General features: G+C 51.2%; 18 protein-coding genes and 1 riboswitch. Of the genes, 8 read left to right on the top strand and 10 right to left on the bottom strand.

Features of this window, described 5'->3' with window-relative positions; genetic code table 11:
- The first annotated feature begins 34 nt into the window (after positions 1–34).
- The 3 genes from V0288_RS04020 to V0288_RS04010 all read left to right on the top strand — a co-directional run bounded on the left by V0288_RS04020 (position 35) and on the right by V0288_RS04010 (position 3,633).
- Positions 35–181, top strand: a complete 147-nt coding sequence (locus tag V0288_RS04020) for a hypothetical protein (RefSeq protein ID WP_332863737.1) — start codon at positions 35–37, stop codon at positions 179–181.
- Positions 182–333: 152 nt separating this feature from the next.
- On the top strand, positions 334–3,357 hold the full coding sequence (sbcC, locus tag V0288_RS04015) for an exonuclease subunit SbcC (RefSeq protein ID WP_332863736.1): 3,024 nt from the start codon (positions 334–336) through the stop codon (positions 3,355–3,357).
- Between the two features lie 21 nt (positions 3,358–3,378).
- Positions 3,379–3,633 (top strand): MoaD/ThiS family protein, encoded by a 255-nt coding sequence (locus V0288_RS04010; RefSeq protein WP_332863735.1) that lies wholly within the window; start codon positions 3,379–3,381, stop codon positions 3,631–3,633.
- Between the two features lie 52 nt (positions 3,634–3,685).
- On the opposite strand, the gene V0288_RS04005 is transcribed toward V0288_RS04010, so the two are convergent.
- The 3 genes from V0288_RS04005 to V0288_RS03995 all read right to left on the bottom strand — a co-directional run bounded on the left by V0288_RS04005 (position 3,686) and on the right by V0288_RS03995 (position 5,718).
- A complete protein-coding gene (locus V0288_RS04005) occupies positions 3,686–3,919 on the bottom strand; it encodes a hypothetical protein (RefSeq protein WP_332863734.1) in 234 nt (77 codons plus the stop codon).
- Positions 3,894–4,409, bottom strand: a complete 516-nt coding sequence (locus V0288_RS04000) for a CdiA C-terminal domain-containing protein (protein ID WP_332863733.1) — start codon at positions 4,407–4,409, stop codon at positions 3,894–3,896. The genes V0288_RS04005 and V0288_RS04000 overlap by 26 nt, the downstream gene beginning before the upstream one ends.
- Positions 4,410–4,530: 121 nt before the next feature.
- Entirely contained in the window at positions 4,531–5,718 is a 1,188-nt protein-coding gene (locus tag V0288_RS03995; protein WP_332863732.1) for an aspartate aminotransferase, read from the bottom strand.
- Positions 5,719–5,866: 148 nt separating this feature from the next.
- Between V0288_RS03995 and V0288_RS03990 the strand changes: the two genes are divergently transcribed.
- The 3 genes from V0288_RS03990 to V0288_RS03980 all read left to right on the top strand — a co-directional run bounded on the left by V0288_RS03990 (position 5,867) and on the right by V0288_RS03980 (position 9,854).
- Positions 5,867–7,156: an FAD-binding oxidoreductase gene (locus tag V0288_RS03990; RefSeq protein ID WP_332863731.1), complete on the top strand. Its 1,290-nt coding sequence runs from the start codon at positions 5,867–5,869 to the stop codon at positions 7,154–7,156.
- Positions 7,157–7,165: 9 nt separating this feature from the next.
- On the top strand, positions 7,166–8,524 hold the full coding sequence (locus tag V0288_RS03985) for a (Fe-S)-binding protein (RefSeq protein ID WP_332863730.1): 1,359 nt from the start codon (positions 7,166–7,168) through the stop codon (positions 8,522–8,524).
- A gap of 109 nt (positions 8,525–8,633) precedes the next feature.
- A complete protein-coding gene (locus V0288_RS03980; protein WP_332863729.1) occupies positions 8,634–9,854 on the top strand; it encodes a DUF4377 domain-containing protein in 1,221 nt (406 codons plus the stop codon).
- Between the two features lie 119 nt (positions 9,855–9,973).
- Here the strand turns inward: V0288_RS03980 and V0288_RS03975 are convergent, their stop codons facing one another.
- Genes V0288_RS03975 through V0288_RS03960 form a run of 4 tightly spaced genes read right to left on the bottom strand, consistent with a single transcriptional unit; the run spans position 9,974 to position 13,239 of the window.
- Complete coding sequence (locus V0288_RS03975) at positions 9,974–10,678, bottom strand: hypothetical protein (RefSeq protein ID WP_332863728.1); 705 nt, start codon at positions 10,676–10,678, stop codon at positions 9,974–9,976.
- Complete coding sequence (locus V0288_RS03970; RefSeq protein WP_332863727.1) at positions 10,666–11,097, bottom strand: RusA family crossover junction endodeoxyribonuclease; 432 nt, start codon at positions 11,095–11,097, stop codon at positions 10,666–10,668. The genes V0288_RS03975 and V0288_RS03970 overlap by 13 nt, the downstream gene beginning before the upstream one ends.
- 3 nt (positions 11,098–11,100) lie before the next feature.
- Positions 11,101–11,862, bottom strand: coding sequence for a 1-(5-phosphoribosyl)-5-[(5-phosphoribosylamino)methylideneamino]imidazole-4-carboxamide isomerase (gene hisA, locus V0288_RS03965; RefSeq protein WP_332863726.1), 762 nt, complete (start codon positions 11,860–11,862; stop codon positions 11,101–11,103).
- Between the two features lie 36 nt (positions 11,863–11,898).
- Positions 11,899–13,239, bottom strand: coding sequence for an ArsB/NhaD family transporter (locus V0288_RS03960; RefSeq protein WP_332863725.1), 1,341 nt, complete (start codon positions 13,237–13,239; stop codon positions 11,899–11,901).
- 215 nt (positions 13,240–13,454) lie between these two features.
- A riboswitch (cyclic di-AMP (ydaO/yuaA leader) is annotated at positions 13,455–13,604 on the bottom strand.
- Between the two features lie 255 nt (positions 13,605–13,859).
- Between V0288_RS03960 and V0288_RS03955 the strand changes: the two genes are divergently transcribed.
- A complete protein-coding gene (locus V0288_RS03955) occupies positions 13,860–14,435 on the top strand; it encodes a DUF3172 domain-containing protein (RefSeq protein ID WP_332863724.1) in 576 nt (191 codons plus the stop codon).
- A 245-nt stretch (positions 14,436–14,680) separates the two neighbouring features.
- Here the strand turns inward: V0288_RS03955 and cobA are convergent, their stop codons facing one another.
- A complete protein-coding gene (gene cobA / locus V0288_RS03950) occupies positions 14,681–16,210 on the bottom strand; it encodes a uroporphyrinogen-III C-methyltransferase (RefSeq protein WP_332863723.1) in 1,530 nt (509 codons plus the stop codon).
- Positions 16,211–16,364: 154 nt separating this feature from the next.
- Between cobA and V0288_RS03945 the strand changes: the two genes are divergently transcribed.
- On the top strand, positions 16,365–16,781 hold the full coding sequence (locus tag V0288_RS03945; RefSeq protein WP_332863722.1) for a ketosteroid isomerase family protein: 417 nt from the start codon (positions 16,365–16,367) through the stop codon (positions 16,779–16,781).
- Here V0288_RS03945 and V0288_RS03940 read toward each other — a convergent pair.
- Both V0288_RS03940 and V0288_RS03935 read right to left on the bottom strand, forming a co-directional pair.
- A complete protein-coding gene (locus V0288_RS03940; RefSeq protein ID WP_332863721.1) occupies positions 16,778–17,212 on the bottom strand; it encodes a hypothetical protein in 435 nt (144 codons plus the stop codon). The two genes, V0288_RS03945 and V0288_RS03940, sit on opposite strands and share 4 nt — an antisense overlap.
- Before the next feature lie 384 nt (positions 17,213–17,596).
- Complete coding sequence (locus V0288_RS03935; RefSeq protein WP_332863831.1) at positions 17,597–18,397, bottom strand: beta-carboxysome assembly protein CcmO; 801 nt, start codon at positions 18,395–18,397, stop codon at positions 17,597–17,599.
- Between the last annotated feature and the right edge of the window lie 76 nt (positions 18,398–18,473).

Genomic DNA, 18,473 nt, shown 5'->3' with positions numbered 1-18,473 from the left:
TTAGCTTCTAAAACGAATTTTTACAGAGGTTGGTATGAATACCGGAAAAATTGTCGCGATTATCACCGGGGCGATCTCGATCGCCATCGCCGTCGCCTATTTAGTATTAGTACAGATCCTCGACTCCCGCGGCGCGATGCTTCCCGCCCCGATCGAGGTGATTTTCCCTTTTTCTCTTTAATAAATAATTCTGTACTATTATAGGAAAAAGGCAGGAGGCGGGAGGAAAGGGGAAAGGGGAAAGAATCAAAGGTAGCCTTTTCCCCTTCCCCTTTTCCCCAAAAACTCCCTCACCTCCCCTACCTTCCCCACCTCCCCCCTCCCTATCGCGCGATGATCCCGTTACAACTCACCCTGCAAAACTTCTTCAGCTATCGAGAGGCGACACTGGATTTTCGGGGATTGCATACCGCGTGTATCTGTGGGGCGAATGGCGCGGGGAAATCCTCTCTACTGGAGGCGATGTCTTGGGCGATCTGGGGCGAAAGTCGCGCCGCGAGCGAGGATGACGTGATCCACGCGGGAACCGATCACGTTCGCGTCGATTTTCAGTTCCACTACGGGGAACAGACTTACCGGGTGATCCGCGGGCGGCAACGGGGCGGGAAAGCGGTTTCTCTGGATTTTCAGGTTAAAAATGGCGATAAATTTCTCTCTCTCACGGGAAAACGGATCAAGGATACCCAAGAGCAGATCGATCGCTGTCTGAAACTCGATTACCGTACCTTCGTCAATTCCGCCTATCTCCGACAGGGACAGGCGGACGAGTTTATGAAGCAGAATCCGAGCGGACGGAAGCAGATTCTCGCCGAACTCTTGCAACTCGATCGCTACGAAACCCTCGCGATCAAGGCGAAAGATCTCTCGAAACAGTTCGAGGGACAGATGCAACAGTTAGAAAGAAGTCTCGAACCGATCGAGCGGGGTTTAGAGGAAAGAGGCGAGTTAGAGCGAAGATTACAGGAATTAGAGGCGGAAATCAACCGGATTAACTCGGAACAGGAACTCGATCGAGCGCGATTACAACGGCTAGAGGGGGAACAATACCAGCGGAAAACGTGGCAGGATCGACTCGATTGGCAGGAAAATCAGGTTCGATCGATTTCCGAAGATCTCGATCGACTCTCCCGAGAGCGATCGGGACTGGAGAGACAGTTAACCCAACTCGCCACCACGATCGCCCGCAAAGACGAGATCGTTACCTCCCACGATCGACTCCTCCAGCTACAGCATGAAAACGAACTGCTGTCAAGCAAGTTTCAGGAACTCCAGACGGCGCAGTTGAACAAACAGCAGATCGAGCGGCAGTTACAGCGTCAGGAAAACGAATTTACCCTAGAAATTCAGAAAACCTCGGCGAGATTAGAGTCTCTAGGGCAACAGGAAAAGGAAATCGGGCAAATTCTCGCGCAATCGGCGAATGTCAACGCGGGACTGGAACAGTTAAATATCCAGCGTCAACGGTTAGTGCGGTTGGAGGAGTTATACCTGCAAGTCACCCCCCTACTCGCGCGACGTACCACGCTCAATCTGGACATCGAGAGAGCGAGAGCGTCTTTAGTGGCGAAAATCGAGCAATTACAGCAAAGACGGGAGGGATTACAGGAAGAACTCGATCGAGTGCCGGCATTACGCGACCAAGCCCTACGGGTAGCGGCACAACTGCAAGAGTTGGAGAAAAAACAGGTTTATTACAAACGCGTCGAGGAGAAAGGCAACGCCAGCAAGGGAGCGAAACAGAGCTTAAGCGAGAAACAGCTATTACACGAGGAACAAATCACGGAATTGTCCGATAAATTGAGCCGTTTAAACGTTCCCGACTCGGTTTGTCCCCTCTGCGAACAGGATCTCGACAGTCATCACCGGCATCAGGTGATCGAGAAAACCAACCGACAACAGCAATTACTTCAGGAACAGATCTGGGAGATCCAGGAACAATTGGCGGCGATCGATCGCGATGTCGTACCGCTACGGCAAGAATACAAGCGATTGAAACAAGAATTGCAGGAACAGCCGCTCTTACAGCAGAAATACGGGCAGTTAGAGGCGAGATTAGAAGCCAGCGAGGATCGGGAAATCGAGTTAGAGGAGATCGAGCGCTCGATCTCGGAGTTACAATCGCGGTTAGACACCGGACATTACGCGCTCGATTTACAGGCGGAATCGCGACTGGTCGATCGGGAGATCGCGGGTTTACAATACGATGAACAGACTCACGCGCTCGTTCGCGGGGAAGAAAAACGGTGGCGCTGGGCGGAAATTAAACAGGCGGAGATTAAAAGCGCGAACACCCGTCTGGCGAACTTAAATCTAGAAAAACCGAAGTTAACGGAAAAATTAGAGCGATTAGAACGGGAAAAGCGGGAATTGTTGGAGCGATCGCCCTTACAACAGGAGATCCAACGGTTAGAGCGATCGATTCAAGAATTGGGGTACGATCGATCCCGTCATCAGGATATCCAGAACCTTCTCCGGGAGTTAGAGGGAGTGCGGGTACAGTATCAGGATTTACAGCAAGCCGAACGCTCCTATCCCGAAATTCAAGCCAGAATCGAGGAAGTTCAACGGAGAATCGAACTTCGGGAGGAAGACAGGGAGAAAACCCGCGGGGAAATCGAGGCATTACAGCGACAGTTAGCGAGTCTCACCGATTACCGGCAGGAAATCGCGATTGTCTCCGCGGGTATCGAGAATCGACAGCGACAACACGACGAGTTCGTATTCCAAAAAGGACGGATAGAAGAAGGGATCGCGAGATTAGAAGCGATGGAGAGCGATTATCGGGAGAATCAAGAGCAATTAGCCCGTGTTCGCCGACAGTACCGCGTTTACGTGGAACTCGCCAAGGCTTTTGGAAAAAACGGTTTACAAACGCTGATGATCGAGAATGTCCTACCGCAATTGGAAGCGCAAACCAATCAAATTCTCGCCCGTTTGACGGGAAATCAATTTCACGTTCAATTCGTCACCCAAAAAGCGGGAAAAGGCACGAAAAAACGCCAGCAGAAGTTAATCGACACGCTAGACATTATCATTTCCGACGCGCGGGGATCGCGTCCTTACGAAACCTATTCGGGAGGGGAAGCTTTCCGAATTAATTTCTCGATCCGGTTAGCTTTAGCGAGATTATTGGCACAGAGAGCGGGAACGGCCCTACAAATGCTCATTGTCGATGAAGGATTCGGAACCCAGGACGCGGAAGGATGCGATCGCCTGATCGCCGCGATCAACGCCATCGCGCCGGATTTCGCCTGTATTCTCACCGTAACCCATATACCGCAGTTTAAGGAGGCTTTTCAACACCGTATCGAGGTTCGGAAAAGCGATCGGGGTTCCCAGTTGGTGTTATTGTCCTAATAAAAACGCGATGTATTGTCTATGGAAACGATCGAGATTACCGTCAAACTATTCGCGATCTATCAAGAAACCTGTAAAACCTCGGAGTTAGTTTTATCCTTTCCCGCGGGGACTCCGGTAAGCGGGATTCTGGATCATCTGATCGATCGACATCCAGAATTAGCGCGATGGCGGGAGGTAACGCGTTTCGGGGTAAATCTCCAGTTTGTCGGGGGAGAGACCCGGTTAGAAAACGGCGACGAGGTGGTATTAATTCCCCCGGTAAGTGGTGGATAAATCGGGTGGGAACGCGACCGATGTTTCAGTCATCTGGAGGATGCAGTAAAGCTTATCGCGGGATTAATTCGCCGAAAATCGCTTGTTCTCTTAGGCTTTGATAATTTTGCAATAGCTCGCTTAAGTTCAAGAGATTTTCCAGTTCTCTCGCTTCTTTCGGCGTTAAATCTTGTCGTTCCGCCCCATAGATAATCTCTCCGAGAATAATCAATCTCGACTCCACGGGAATGTTATTTTTAATGCCGACTTCAATCCTTTCTTTAAAACTCTCGAAAACACTCTCCATTATCCAATTCCTCCCTACTTAGTAGCTGTAAACTACCATCATTAAAAACTAAAGCCAGTTTTTGTAAATATTCATCGGTATCCCAAACTAACGCTCTAGTGATACCTCGATTAATATCTCGAATATCGGCACGATTATGATTAATATAATAGGCGACATTCGGGGCACTTTTTTTTCCACTGGCAACTCCTCTTTGAATCGTATTTTTAATACTCACGGCATCGGGACTCAATTCTTTAAACTCCCAAATATCGCCATTTATGTCCGCATCAGGGGTTTTAACACCAGATTCGGCTCGTTCATCGAGTAATGTTACCCGATTCCCCAGTCTAGCGAATACTTCGGCAATAAAGCGTTCGGAATCGTTAATATTATGATTCTCATGAATGAGAACGAACCCACCTGTTTTTTCATCAAAATAGTACCTGTCATAGTCGGAAATCGCGTTGTTATAAATCGATCGACTTTCCTGTCTGTAGCGCGAATTCACCCCTGTAGCTCTTCTTGAACGACCTTTATTCTATATCAATTTATCTCGATCTCGTATTTTACCAGTTTTTACGAGATCGAGAGTTTTAACTCTATTCTGACTGTTTTTAGGGATGAATCATCTACTGATAGCGAATTCCCGCGTCTTTCAAGCGTCGTAGGGCTTCACCCAGGCGATCGAGATCGGCGATTAAACTCACTCTAACGTAACCCTCGCCCCCCTCGCCGAACGCGTTCCCCGGTGTCACCACCACCCCGGTTTTCTGCAATACGGAGAGCGCGAAATCCGTGGAAGTCATGCCCACGGAACAGGGAACCCAGAGATACATCGTCGCTTTCGACGGGGGAACATTCCATCCCAATTCCGCCAATCCCGCGATCAGAAAGTCCCGACGTTGCCGGTAACGATCTTGAACGGCTTTCACGTACTCGTCGGGCAATTGTAGGGCGGTTTCCGCCGCTTTTTGAATTACCGAGAAAATGCCGTAATCGAGATTCGTTTTCAGGGTTCGCAGTCCCTGAATAATATCCGAATTTCCCACCACGAAACCGACGCGCCACCCCGCCATATTGTAGGTTTTAGAAAGGGTGTGGAACTCGACACTAATATCTTTCGCGCCCTCGATCTCTAATAAACTGGTGGGTTGATAGCCGTCGAAACTTAATTCCGCGTAGCAGAGATCGTGAACCAACATGACATCGTAATGTCGCGCCCATTTCACCACGTCCTCGAAAAATTCTCTAGGAGCGACCGCGGCGGTAGGATTGCTCGGATAGTTGAAATAGAGGATTTTCGCCCGTCGCGCCACGTCTTCGGGAATACTGGAGAGATCGATGATCCAGTCCTGTTCGGCTTTGAGAAGAATCGGGTACAGCGTCGCGCCGGCAATTAACGGCCCGCGAAAATGGGCGGGATACGCGGGACTCGGGACTAAAACCACGTCACCGGGATCTATATACGCGAGGGCGAGGTGAGAGAGTCCTTCTTTCGAGCCTAGGAGCGGTAACGCCTCGTTATCGGGGTTGAGTGTCACCCCGTAGGAGCGATGATACCACTTGGCGATCGATTCGCGAAAACTGGCGGTTCCCTCGAAGGGCGGATAACCGTGAAATTGGGGCGTTTCAAAGGCTTCAATCGCCGCCTCGATCACCGGACGCGGCGCGAATCCGTCGGGGTTTCCCATCCCCAAATCGATTAAATCTAATCCTTCCGCGCGCGCGAGGGCTTTCAGTTCATCCAGTCGCGCGAAAACGTAGGGGGGTAACGCGCTTAATCGCCCGGCGCGACGGTTCGTCCAATTGACACTCATTATGATTAGCGTTAAGACCGATGCACGAGATTAATCATTATCGCACGAATTAGCGGTGATAAAGTCGGTTACGAAGAAAGGAATCCGCCGATCGATCGCCCGCCAAAGTACAGTACCCTGAGTAACAGACCCTCCATCACCGATTGCAATGACCAGTTCGATCGCCTCCCATCTCGCCTCTATTTTGCCCGCGGACACGAAGGTTATCCCGTGGGAACAAGTCGGGGAAAGCGATCGAGAGAATATCGAAAACGCCATCACCGGGAATCCCCCCGATTGTCTCGTTTTTCCCGACAATAGCGAAACTTTAGCCGAAATCGTCCGCATCGCGAACGAAAATCGCTGGCCGCTCCTGATTCGCGGCGCGGGGAGTAAACTAGATTGGGGAAATCCCGTGAATTCCCCGCGGATCGTCGTGTGTACGGGACAGCTAAACCGAGCGATCGAACACGCGGTAGGGGATTTAGTAATTACCGTGGAAGCGGGAATGACTCTCGCCGATTTACAGGCTTTTTTAGCTCCTAGTCGTCAATTTTTACCGGTAGATCCTAGTTACCTCGATCGAACCACGATCGGCGGACTCGTGGCTACCGCGGACGCGGGAGGGTGGCGACAGCGTTACGGGGGAGTCCGGGATCTGATTTTGGGATTTTCCTTCGTCCGTCACGATGGGGCGATCGCGAAAGCTGGCGGGCGCGTGGTGAAGAACGTGGCGGGATACGACATGATGAAGCTATTTACCGGCTCTTTCGGCACATTAGGGATTATTTCCGAAGTTACCCTGCGACTGTTCCCGATGATTTCGGACTCGGAAACGTTACTAATCACGGGAAGCGGGGAAAGTATCGCGAAATTGAGCTATATTATCCGTCAATCGGCGTTAACTCCTACCATCGCCGAAATTCTTACCGAGAAAATGGTGAAAGCGTTAACCTCGATCGAGAAAATCGGATTACTGCTACGCTTCGAGAGTATCCCCGAAAGTATCGCCGAACAGGGGAAACAGATCGCCGCTCTCGCCGGACAATTAGACTGTTCGATCGATTACTATCGAGACGGGGAAGAACGCGATCTATGGCAACGATACCGAAACACGATGGATCATCCCGGCGACAAGGACGCGAACTTCTGCAAAATAGGAATACTACCGAGCGCGTTCGGCGCGATCGTCCCCGGAATCGATGGTATCGGTTCGATTAATATCGGTAGCGGTGTCGGTAAACTGATCCTTCCCGCGGGCGCGGATATCGCGAGAATTCGGGGTATGACGGGCGAAAATCAGGGCTATCTCTCCCTTTTAAGCGCGCCGAAGTCGGTGAAGGAATCGATCGAACCCTGGGGCTATACGGGGAACTCGATCGATCTGATGAAAACCCTCAAAAACAAGTTCGATCCGAATCGGATTTTTAATCCGGAACGCTTTATTAATAAAATCTAATTAATCCCTATGCAACTCTCCGAACATTCCGTGAATTTTCAAGAACTATTAGACCGGAAAAATAAAGGATTCGACGCGGAAAATCCGCCCGCGCAAGCGTTGATCGATAGCTGTGTCCATTGTGGTTTCTGTCTTTCCACCTGTCCCAGTTATCGCGTGATCGGCAAAGAAATGGATTCCCCTAGAGGCAGAATCTATCTGATGAACGCGATTAATAAAGGAGAAGCAAGTCTCGACGAAACCACGACACAACATTTCGATACCTGTCTCGGTTGTCTCGCTTGCGTGAGTACCTGTCCGTCGGGAGTCCAGTACGATAAATTAATCGCCGCCACCCGTCCCCAAGTCGAACGGAATCAACCCCGAAATTTAGCCGATCGAATCCTTAGAGCGTTAATTTTTAACTTCTTTCCCTATCCCGTCCGTTTAAAGTTATTCTTACCTCTTCTCTGGCTCTATCAGACGTTAGGCTTACAAACCATTATTAGAAAGTCGGGAATTTTAAAAGCACTCTTTCCCCGTCTCGCCGCGATGGAGTCTATCTTGCCGAAAATCACGTTATCCTCTCTCTTTAAAAACTATCCCGATGTGATTCCCTCCCGAACAGAAAAACGGTATCGAGTCGGGGTAATTCTCGGCTGTGTGCAGAGACTCTTTTTCTCCCCGGTGAACGAGGCGACGGTGAGAGTTCTAACCGCCAACGGTTGCGAGGTGGTTATTCCGAAAAGTCAGGGCTGTTGTGCGGCGTTACCCGCGCACCAGGGACAGGAAGAACAAGCGAAAACCCTCGCACGACAGATGATCGATAGTTTCGCGGGAACGGATGTCGATTATATTATTATCAACGCGGCGGGATGCGGTCACACGTTGAAAGAGTACCATCATATTCTCGCCGACGATCCCGAATATAAAGAGAAGGCGAAAGCGTTTGTTTCTAAAGTTCGGGACGTGCAGGAATTTCTCGCCGAAGTCGGGTTAACCAGCGAACTTTCTCCCGTTACCGACGGCGAATTTCCGCTCGTTTATCAGGATGCCTGTCATTTATTGCACGGACAGAAAATCAGCGTTCAACCTCGTCAACTATTACAGCAGATTCCCAACGTGAAATTAAAGGAACCTGTGGACGCGGCGTTATGTTGCGGGAGCGCGGGGGTTTATAATATGTTACAGCCGGAAGTCGCCGATGAATTGGGACGGCAAAAGGTAGAGAATTTATCGAATACCGGGGCGAAAGCGATCGCTTCCCCGAATCCCGGTTGTTCTCTACAGATTAAAAAACATCTACAACTACAGGGAAAAGATATCCTTTTAATTCACCCGATCGAACTCCTAGATCTCGCCATCCGCGGGGAAAAAATCGACCTTTAGGAAACCTCGATCGCTCTTTTCCCGTCTCTAAATCCTGATAAACCTCATGCGAACGGGGAGATCGATCGGGTCATAATGTAATCATTGACGCGACCGCGGGAACGAGATCATGAAACGAAGAGCGACAGCAATTTTCTTGACAATCGGCTTAAGTTGTGCGTTGGCGGGAGGGAGATCGATCGCTCAAAACACTCCGACAACCCTAGACGGAACCAACTGGAAATTAACCGCGTGGACGGGAAAAACCCCGCTAAAAGAGACGGAAATCACCCTTTCCTTCAGTAAATCGACGCTTGCCGGTTCCGCGGGATGTAATCGCTACAACACCGGTTATCAGGTGGCAGACAACAACCTCAGCGTCAACGAAGCGATCGTCACGTCGCGAAAAGCCTGTCCCGAACCCTGGATGAAACAGGAAGCCCAATTTTTGACCGCGTTGAAGGGAGTTCAACAATACGCCATCACCGGGAAAGGAGACTTACAACTGGTTTATCGCGGTGACGACACGCTCGGCATTTTAACCTTTACCCCCGCGCCGAAAATCACGCGATCGGAGAAGACAATCTGGGTAAACTCGCGAAAAAAGCCCTGTACGGGGGTCGCACCTCAAGAATGCCTACAAATTAAGGAAAAACCCGAGGAAGAGTGGAAATTATTTTATAACTCGATCGAGGGATTCGATTTTAAGCCCGGATTCCAATATCAGTTAAAAGTGGCGATCGAGAGAGTCGAGAACCCACCCGCGGATAAAAGTGCCGAGGAGTGGAAATTACTGGAAATCATCAGCCAAACCCCCGAAAAAGCCGAAACTTCGCCGAAAGACGCGCCGCGGGGATGGCTCGATCGACCCCTGACCAATTGGAATAAAACGGGCGCGAGTATTCCGAAACCGCCGGTAAAAACCGTCATCGACAATCAATGTAGCGCGCAGGTTCGCGAGGGAACCACCCCGTCCGATAAAGCGATCGAGAAATTGGGCTGGCTACTCTACGGCGCGGTGCAATCCTACGGCAAAACCTCGGTAATTTTGGCGATGAGCGGGGTAGATGGAATGTGCCGACCGATGGGTTATCAAGAGTTCGTTTTTGTCGATGGCAAATTCGTCGGGACACTCTCCCCCCGGCCGATGGATTCCCGAACCGACGGTTCCTCGCAGAGAACGATCCTCCAGAATGGCGATCGCCTACTCACCGTCTTCAACCGTTACCGAGACACCGATCCCCTCTGTTGCCCCTCGCAGTTAAGCCGGGTTTTCTACCAGATCGAGACGAAAAACGGCGTTTCTCTCGTGGTTCCCAAGGAAGTCGTCACGGAAGCGACCAGAAGCTAGATCGATCGACGACGGAGAAAGAAAAGACCTCGCGCGCGATTCATCTTTCGCGATCTAAAAGCTCGAAAATCGGGCGAATAATAAAGATGGATCGCTTTTTCACGCGAATTTTACCCGGTTTACGCGTTAGGATTACTCCCGCTTTCGTCAGCGCTCGATCGCCGGTCTTGGAAATACAATAGCAACTGTTCTGTTAATTTAATGAATTCCTCAACAGAATTCGAGGGTAAATTTAGGGGAGTAAATCCGTGAGCGAGCGCGTTTCGTAGGGAAAAGGCGTTTGTAAGCATTTGATATTCGTTCCTGTCAATTACCCCCTCCACGGTTAATTTCTTAATTAAATAACTCGGATTCACTTCCCGAATACTGACTTCCTCTTTTTCGGCGAGAAGTCTTAATAAAGCCTCGATGAGCGACCAAAGATACAAGATCGCCGCTTCTGGATACTGAATCAATTGTCTCGCGTTCGCAAATTTTTTTTCTATCTCCGCTAATTTCCAAGAATAGACAGCCTCGGAATTATTATCTATTTTCTCTGGGTTGATCATGACTAATTGAAATGTCCACCCCGGATGTTTTTTAATCTCTCGACTCAACGAACTTAAATATTGCGCGGTAGCAGAATCTAGAGAGGAACGGGACTTAACTTCAACGATTACCGATTCTTCTCCCCGACGGGCGAGCAGATCTGGACGATAATTTTTCATAAAGTCGGGTAAGTCTTCGGTTTGTGGTTGGAAGATAACCTCGAAACCTTTCGCTTTATAATCATTCGCGACTTTCAAAAGTTGCTCTCCGTGTTGTTTCTCGGTTACGATCGCCATTCTGTGAGTACCTCCCGATCGGATACAGTGCTGACAATAATGTGCAGGAACTCTTTCCCGCGAGCGAAACCTTCTACTAGAGGTTCGGTGATATTTTCTATAGTAAAGTTATTCGATAAATTCCTCCTTCTAACTAAGAGATCGGTTACTTGAGCGTCATCGACGTAGGCTAGACCTTTGATCGCGTCTTGAATCGGTTTGACGATATTATCTACGTCCAATATTCTATCCGGACGTTCGGCATCATAGAAATAAATAATCTGAAGCATAACGGGTTCGGTGGTGGTTTCTTGTTCGTCCGACCAATATTTTTCGGCCTCTTGTCGCACGAAGGCTTTCCACTTTCGGAGTCGATCGCCCTTACCACCTTTACTTTGTTGGGAAACCGGCGGGCCTTCCACGATAAACTCGAATCTCATGGTTCACGCGATGAAATTCGGCGGCACATCCTGCCAGCGACCGGGGCCGATCGCGCGGATCGCCTCACCGAGATCCACCTCTCCCGTGTATAGCGCGCGGCCGACGATTACCCCCGTCACGCCGATCGATTCCAAACCGAGTAAACTGAGTAAATCCGTCAGCGAACTCACCCCCCCGGACGCGATCACCGGAATCTCGATCGCCTCGGCTAATTCCCGTAACGCGGGCAGATTCGGCCCCGTTAACGTCCCGTCGCGGTGGATATCGGTGTAGATAATCCCCGCGACTCCCCGCGATGCCATCCGTCGCGCGAGATCGATCGCCTCTACCTCCGAGGTTTCCAACCATCCCCGCGTCGCCACCTTACCCCCGCGCGCGTCGATGCCGACGAGAATCCGTTTCGGGAAACGTTGGCTTAGTTCGCTAACGAGATCGGGATTTTCTACGGCGATCGTCCCCAAAATCGCGTATTCTACGCCGATATTGAATAAATTACTCGCGCCCGCTACATCTCGCAAGCCGCCGCCCACCTGTACGGGAATATCCACGGCGCGGACGATCGCCTCGATCGTCGGTAAATTGACCGATTTTCCCTCTTTCGCCCCGTCGAGATCGACTAGATGCAAGCGCGTCGCCCCCTGTTCCACCCACTGCAACGCCACGGTGACGGGATTCTCGTTAAACACCCGCGACTGTTGATAATCGCCCTGATACAAGCGGACACATTTTCCTTCGAGAATATCGATCGCCGGGAGAACTTCCATAACCTCTCAACCTTCACGCGGGGGCAAACCTCGATCCTACCGCAAAAAGAAAACCGCGAGATACAGCGCCAGGATTAGCAACTGCGCGATCATCACGGGAATCCCGTAGCGTAAAAAAGTTTTGAACGTGATTTTACTATCGTGTTGTTCGGCGATCCCGGCGGCGACAATATTCGAGGACGCGCCCACCAGTGTGCCGTTTCCTCCTAGCGTCGCGCCGTACATCATCGCGTAGAAAAGGGGCAGGACGGCAACGGGAAAAACCCCCGCGTAATCGGGAGAGAGAATTTCCGGCCCGGCTAAATTCACGTTGACAATATATTGTTTCAGCAGGGGAACCATCGCCACCACGAGGGGAATATTAGGAACGACACTGGAGAGTAAACCGACAAAAAATAAGAGAACGAGGGAACCTAACGCGATATTCGTCCCCAATAATACTGCGAGGATTCCGGATAAACTATTGACCACGCCCGTTTTTTCTAAACCCCCGATGAGGACGAAAATGGACATAAAAAAGATTAGGGTACTCCAGTCCACATCTTTGAGAATATTATGAACGGTATCGATTTTCGATTGATGGGCGAGTAATAAAGCTAGGGTAGCTCCCATGAGGGCGACCGCGGCGGGAGAGAGGGGAACCGGGAAAGTTTCGCCGATCACGAAGAAAAGAAGCACGAAGAAAACAATAATTCCCCCCGCGGCTAGAACTCTCGGATGATTGATACGCGGATGGGGTAAATCTTCGAGATGCTCGAATTTCGCGCGCCAGATATCGGGAAATAACCAGGGGAGTGCGACGAGGATGACAAGAACGGCGATCGCTCCCCCAAAACTCAATCGCTGTAAGTATTCGGTGAACGTGATATTGATAGAATCCCCCACGATATAGGTGGCGGGATCGCCGACGAGGGTTAACAATCCCGAACTATTGGCGACAAAAACCATGAGGATTAATAAGGGGACGAAATCGATGCCGATATCCTGAGCGATCGGGGGAATTAACGGGGCGAGTAACATGACAGTCGTGGCGTTCGGTAATACCGCGCAGATCGGCGTGGTAATGGCGACAATTCCGATTAATAATAATTTTCCTTGTCCTCGCGCCAGCCGTACCATCTGCACAGCCAGATAATCGAAAATTTTCGTCGGCTCGAAGGCTCTGACTAAAACCATTACTCCGAAAAATAGGGCGAGAGTCGCGTAACTCCTACTAATATAACCGACCGCTTCCTGTAAGGTCATGATGTGAGTGAAAACGAGAATTAAGGCTCCGAGTAGCGCGGCGACGGTGAGATGGAGCCATTCAAAAGTAATGACTAGAATAACTCCTATAAATGTAGCGGCGGCGATAAACGTCGGCAGGGATTCTATCATTTTTTTCTCGATTACGCTTAATTATCTGTCAAAAACTCGCTTACAAAAAAAGCCTGCAAACTTCAAAAAACACGATATTTCGTGGCGATTTCTTCGATTTACTTTTTTTTTAACGATCGATCCGGCCGATATCTCCTTTCAAGTTACGGTTCACGAGTAGCACCAGCGACCGAACTGAATCTATCAAGACATTCTCGAAAATGCTGTGATATCTTCAGTCTTCTCCCCACGCCGACGAAGTTAGCTGACGGGCTAGGATAGAGAGATATCCTTCTCCACAGAGATACGCCCCGAAAAATGGTTCCTCCGCTCCGGATCGTCTCGGTGAAAGTACCGGGGAACGATCGGATTAGGCCGACTTACTCTATTTAGTCACCAACGATAGCACAGAAAAATTGAAAAAACGATTAAGTTAGATACCGGGCGGAAACGGTCAGAGAAGGCAGGAGGCAGAAGGCAGGAGGCGGGTTTTGTCCGGGATCTGGTACTCCGAAAACTTTTCCCCGGACAAAGAAAGGCTTGTAACCCGTCGGTTTCCGTTCAAGGTTTCACGCCCCTGCTAGGATAGTAACGAGAAGTTTACCCGCGAGATAGGCGGCGAAAAGACCCCTTAGCCTTTTATGAATAGAAGACCTCGATCGACCCCTCCCCGATCGCGCGATCGCGATTACGCGCCACCGTATACCGATAGTCCCCGTCGGGGTGGGGATAGCTTTCTCGGGAAACTGAACTACGCCATGATCGCGCTCATCGGCGGTATTTTCGTGTTGGGGGTCGGTTTGGGGCTGGTATTCAGTTCGACCGCCAGTTTTAGCCCGGAAAACGTGGCCTCGCGGGAGGTGATCGATCGAAGCGCTCCCAACGCGGAATTATGTGTTCAGTTCGGTTCGAGTGCGATCGTCTCTGACGTGCGGATTTTCGTCACCCTCAACCCCTTTCACGTTTTCGTCACCCAACCGGTGATGCAACCCGGATGCGTCCTCCGGCGGAATAACTGGTCGATTCTCGAACAGCAGAAATTAGTAGACGCGCAACAGGTTAATGATTGTAAGAATCGGATGAATACCTTCGGTTTTACCGGCCCCCTGGAAGGGAAACCGCGTATCGATTGTATCTATCAAAACGAGGCGGCCGGTAATCTTTTCGTCAATCCGGAAGGCGCGGTCGGCCCGCGGCCGACGACGGATAAATTCTAAGGAAAACCGCGACGGGAATCGATCGATCGACCGGTGAAAAATTCTAGTAAGCCGGTAACGGGACGGGTAGAGAGGAGACTGAAAATCTTTTCTACTCGCTTTTTTCTGTAATGATAATTTTGTCAAGAGAGTTTTCACGGAAAAATTCCGTTTTTAGCGAGGATAAATGTCACGAATCGGGCGATCGCGCGCCTCGATCGGGTTCCCGCGCCTCGATCGTTTCCCGAAAACAGGGGAAAAACGGCTTATTTTCCCTCCCGAACCCACTCGATCAGGGCCGAGGTCAAACCTTCTAACGTGTATTCCCGCGCTTCCACATCGACGCGTCCGAGCGATTCCCGACAGGTTTTCGAGGTTTGCGGCCCGATCGAGGCGATACAGACTTTTTCTAGCGTCAATTCCGGCGATATTCCCTCTTTTTCGATTAAAGCGGCAAAATTCCCCACCGTTTTAGAACTCGCGAAGGTGATAATATCCACCTCTCCCGATTGTAAAGCCGACCGCGCTTCCTCGTTCATCCGATCGGGACAGGCGGACTCGTAAGCGGACACTTCGACCACTTCTCCCCCTCTCCCGCTCAATTCCTTCACGATAATCTCTCTTCCTCCCGTTTCCACCCGCGGGAAAAGAAAACGTTTTCCCTCGACGACATCCGGAAACTCCCGCGCCAACGCGTCGGCCACGAAATCCGTCGGCGTAAAATCGGCGTTTAATCCCCGCTCTTTCAAGAATTTCGCCGTTTTTTTACCCACCACGGCGATTTTAATTCCCGCCAATGCCCTAGCATCTTTTTCGAGATCTGTCAAGCGATCGAAGAAATATTCCACCGCGTTCGCGGAAGTCAGGATCAACCAGTCGAAAGTGCTTAGATCCTCGATCGCGCGATCCAATCCCTCCCAACTCGACGGGGGACGGATCTCCAAAGCGGGCAATTCGATAACATTCGCGCCCTGTTGGTGCAGGAGAGTGGTGAATTCGCTCGATTGCTCGGCCGCGCGGGTTACGATGACCGTTTTTCCGGATAGGGGGAGAGAGGGGGGCATAATCGCTCGATCGACAACTTGACCAATAATCAGGATAGAGGGAGACAGGGACACCCGATCGGTTTTGGCGAGAATATTCTCCAATGTCCCGCGCCAGATCTGTTGAGAGCGGCGACCGGCATCGCGGATAACGGCGATCGATTCCCCCGGATCTCTGCCGTTTCGGGTCAAATTCTCGATAATGATCGGTAAAGATCGCCCTCCCATGAGGATAATCAGGGTATCGATCCGCGCCAGAGCCTGCCAGTCGAGATCGTCCGGCTCGTGGCCGCTGAGGACGGCGAAACAGCGGCCGATATCTTTTTCGGTGAGGGGAATTCCCGCGAGTAACGGGGCGGCTAGAGCGGAGGAAATACCGGGGATTAACACGAAATCACAGCCCGCCTCCTGTAATGCCAGCATCTCGGGATAAACCCGACCGAAAACCATCGGATCGCCACTTTTTAAACGAACGACCCGTTTTCCCCGTTGGCAGTGGTGGACCAATAATCGGTTAATTTCTTCCTGTGATGCGCTCGGGATTCCCCCCCGTTTCCCCACCTCGATCTTCTCGCGGCTGTCGGGGACGAGCGCCAGTAACGATCGATCGACCAGAGCATCGTACACCAAAACCTCGGCGATCGAGAGAATTTCGCGGGCCTGTACCGTCAGATATTCAATACCACCGATTCCCGCGCCGGTGAGATAAACTTTCCCTCGATCGGGTCTTTTTCCGTCAATATTCCCGCTCATAGCTCGTTCTCATGTAAAGCGAACTGTCGGCTTGGTTACGCTTCGCTAACCCACCGACAAGCTTTCCCTTTTCCCCTTCCCCTTCCCCCGTGCCATTTGTCCGGGTAAAGCTTTACCATGAACTTAATACTTCTTTAAGAATCGGGACTTAACAATGACGATCGCCAATACGGAGCATTCGCGAATCACGATCGAGGGAATTGACGAACCGACGATCTCCCGGTATTTTGAAACCCTGAACGCGGGGGAATTCGGACAGACCGCGGGATTATTCGCCGAATCCGGGACTTTAATCGCGCCTTTCGAGGAAGGGGTCACGGGAAGAGAAGCGATCGAGGCTTATCTGAGCGAGGAAGCGAAGGGATTGATCGCCTTTCCCCGACAGGGTACGCGGGAAGTTTTCGAGGACGGATCGCTACAGATCGTTGTCGTCGGCAAGGTACAGACCCCTCTATTCACGGTTAACGTGGAATGGACGTTCCGGTTAACCCCCGCGGGACAGATCGAGTCGGTAACGGTGAAATTACTGGCGAACCCGCGAGAATTGCTGAATTTGCGCCAGTTCGCCTAGTGTTGATAGGCGGGACGAGCGAGGGAACGCAGTAACATCTGTCTACCGAGTTCGATGTCTTTCTCGGAGGGAATCCAATCGGGATGGGCGCTCATCAGGAGGCTTTCCACGGTTTCTCGATCGAGCAGATGCCAGGTGAGAGCGCCCTCGACTCTTCCCTCGATCGCGTAGCAATTACCGCTCACACAATGGATCGTGCAGGATTCGGCGATTCTTTCGATTTTTAGGCTTTCCGCGGGCTGTAGAGAGCGGAACTGTCCGATAACGTCTCTCAATTCCTCTAGACTAAAAACCACTAATCCGGGGATCTGTACCGTTTGACGCGTATCTCCGTTGACGTGTAACCAGTAACGACGGGAGGGATCGATCCCTTCTAACCAATCGCTATCGTCGAGCGTGTAACGGGGGGAGAGGACAAAGGCTTCTAGCATGGGAATCGTGGAGATCGGGGGGACAAAATTTTTTCTAATGAGATCGATTAACGATTTCTATCAAAACTATCCACAGATTGTTCCCGATGTCCTTTTTGAAAAGCAAGGCAAGTTAACAAAAGTTTAAAAATCTCCGACCAGATCGCCGTCGAATGTTACGGATCTGTTACCGGGCGATCGCTCCGGCCGACCCGCGAAACGAAAACGGGAACGAGTTTCGATCGGCGGTTTCCTCGCTTTTTACGGGACTTTAGAGCGTTACGGCTTTAGATTCGCGCCGAGAAAAAGATAGTTACCCCCGATCGACCGATCGCGGGTAGTTGAAAGCCGGTAAGAATTTTAACGTGAATTTTTCGGCTCGATCGACGCGATAGCGACCGAATTCTAGCTGTCTTCCGGGATCACTTCCACGGGGACGGGTTCGGCGATTTCCTCCGGTTCGGGGATTTCCTGACGACGACGGACGGGAACCGCGGTTTTTTCCAACTCCGGCAGGGCGACTAACTCCCGTTGTTTCTCGCGGACGGTATTGGGGAGAAGCATCGGTAACGGTTCGGGAGTATCCAACCAGTAACTCGCCACCGGTAACGTGTGTTCGAGATCTTCCAACAGACGGGGGATAATCATCACCGCGTGGAGTTCGCCGATTTTTTCCGCCTCGTGCATTCCCGCCTCGATCGCGACCGCCACATTCGCCACGGAACCCCGGATAATCGCGGTACATAACCCGTCGCCGATAGTTTCGTAGGAGGCTAACTGCACGTCCGCGGACTTCATCATCGCGTCGGCCGCGCCCACCATCGCCGGGAAACCGCGGGTTTCCAGCAGACCGATCGACATATTGCTTAACTTGCTATAACCCCGTTGCGCTTGGGCGATCTCGGCCAGACGGCTACCGATCGGGAAAATCGCCTCTAAATTAGGCATGGGACGGGGAATTACCGACTTAGAAACCAACTGTCCGAACTGCGCCGCGGTTTTCGCCCCCTCTTCCACCGCCAGGCGCACATCGGCGATATTGCCGCGCACGATCGCCGTACAGTGACCGCCACCGATTTTCTCGTAACCCACGAGGGTTACTTCCGCCGATTTCAGCATCATATCCGCGGTTCCGACGATCGCCGGGAAACTGAGGGTAGAAACGAGACCGAGAGCGCTATCTTTGGCGTGGCGTTTGGTTCTCATCGTCCGCTCGCGCGGGGCGGCTTTCGGCGACGGGGGAACGCTTCTGTTAACTTGTAATTTAGACATTCTCTAAAGA

Source organism: Pannus brasiliensis CCIBt3594, from assembly GCF_036688125.1.
GTDB classification, from domain to species: Bacteria; Cyanobacteriota; Cyanobacteriia; order Cyanobacteriales; family Microcystaceae; genus Pannus; species Pannus brasiliensis.
This window is presented reverse-complemented; position numbering and strand designations above follow the sequence as displayed.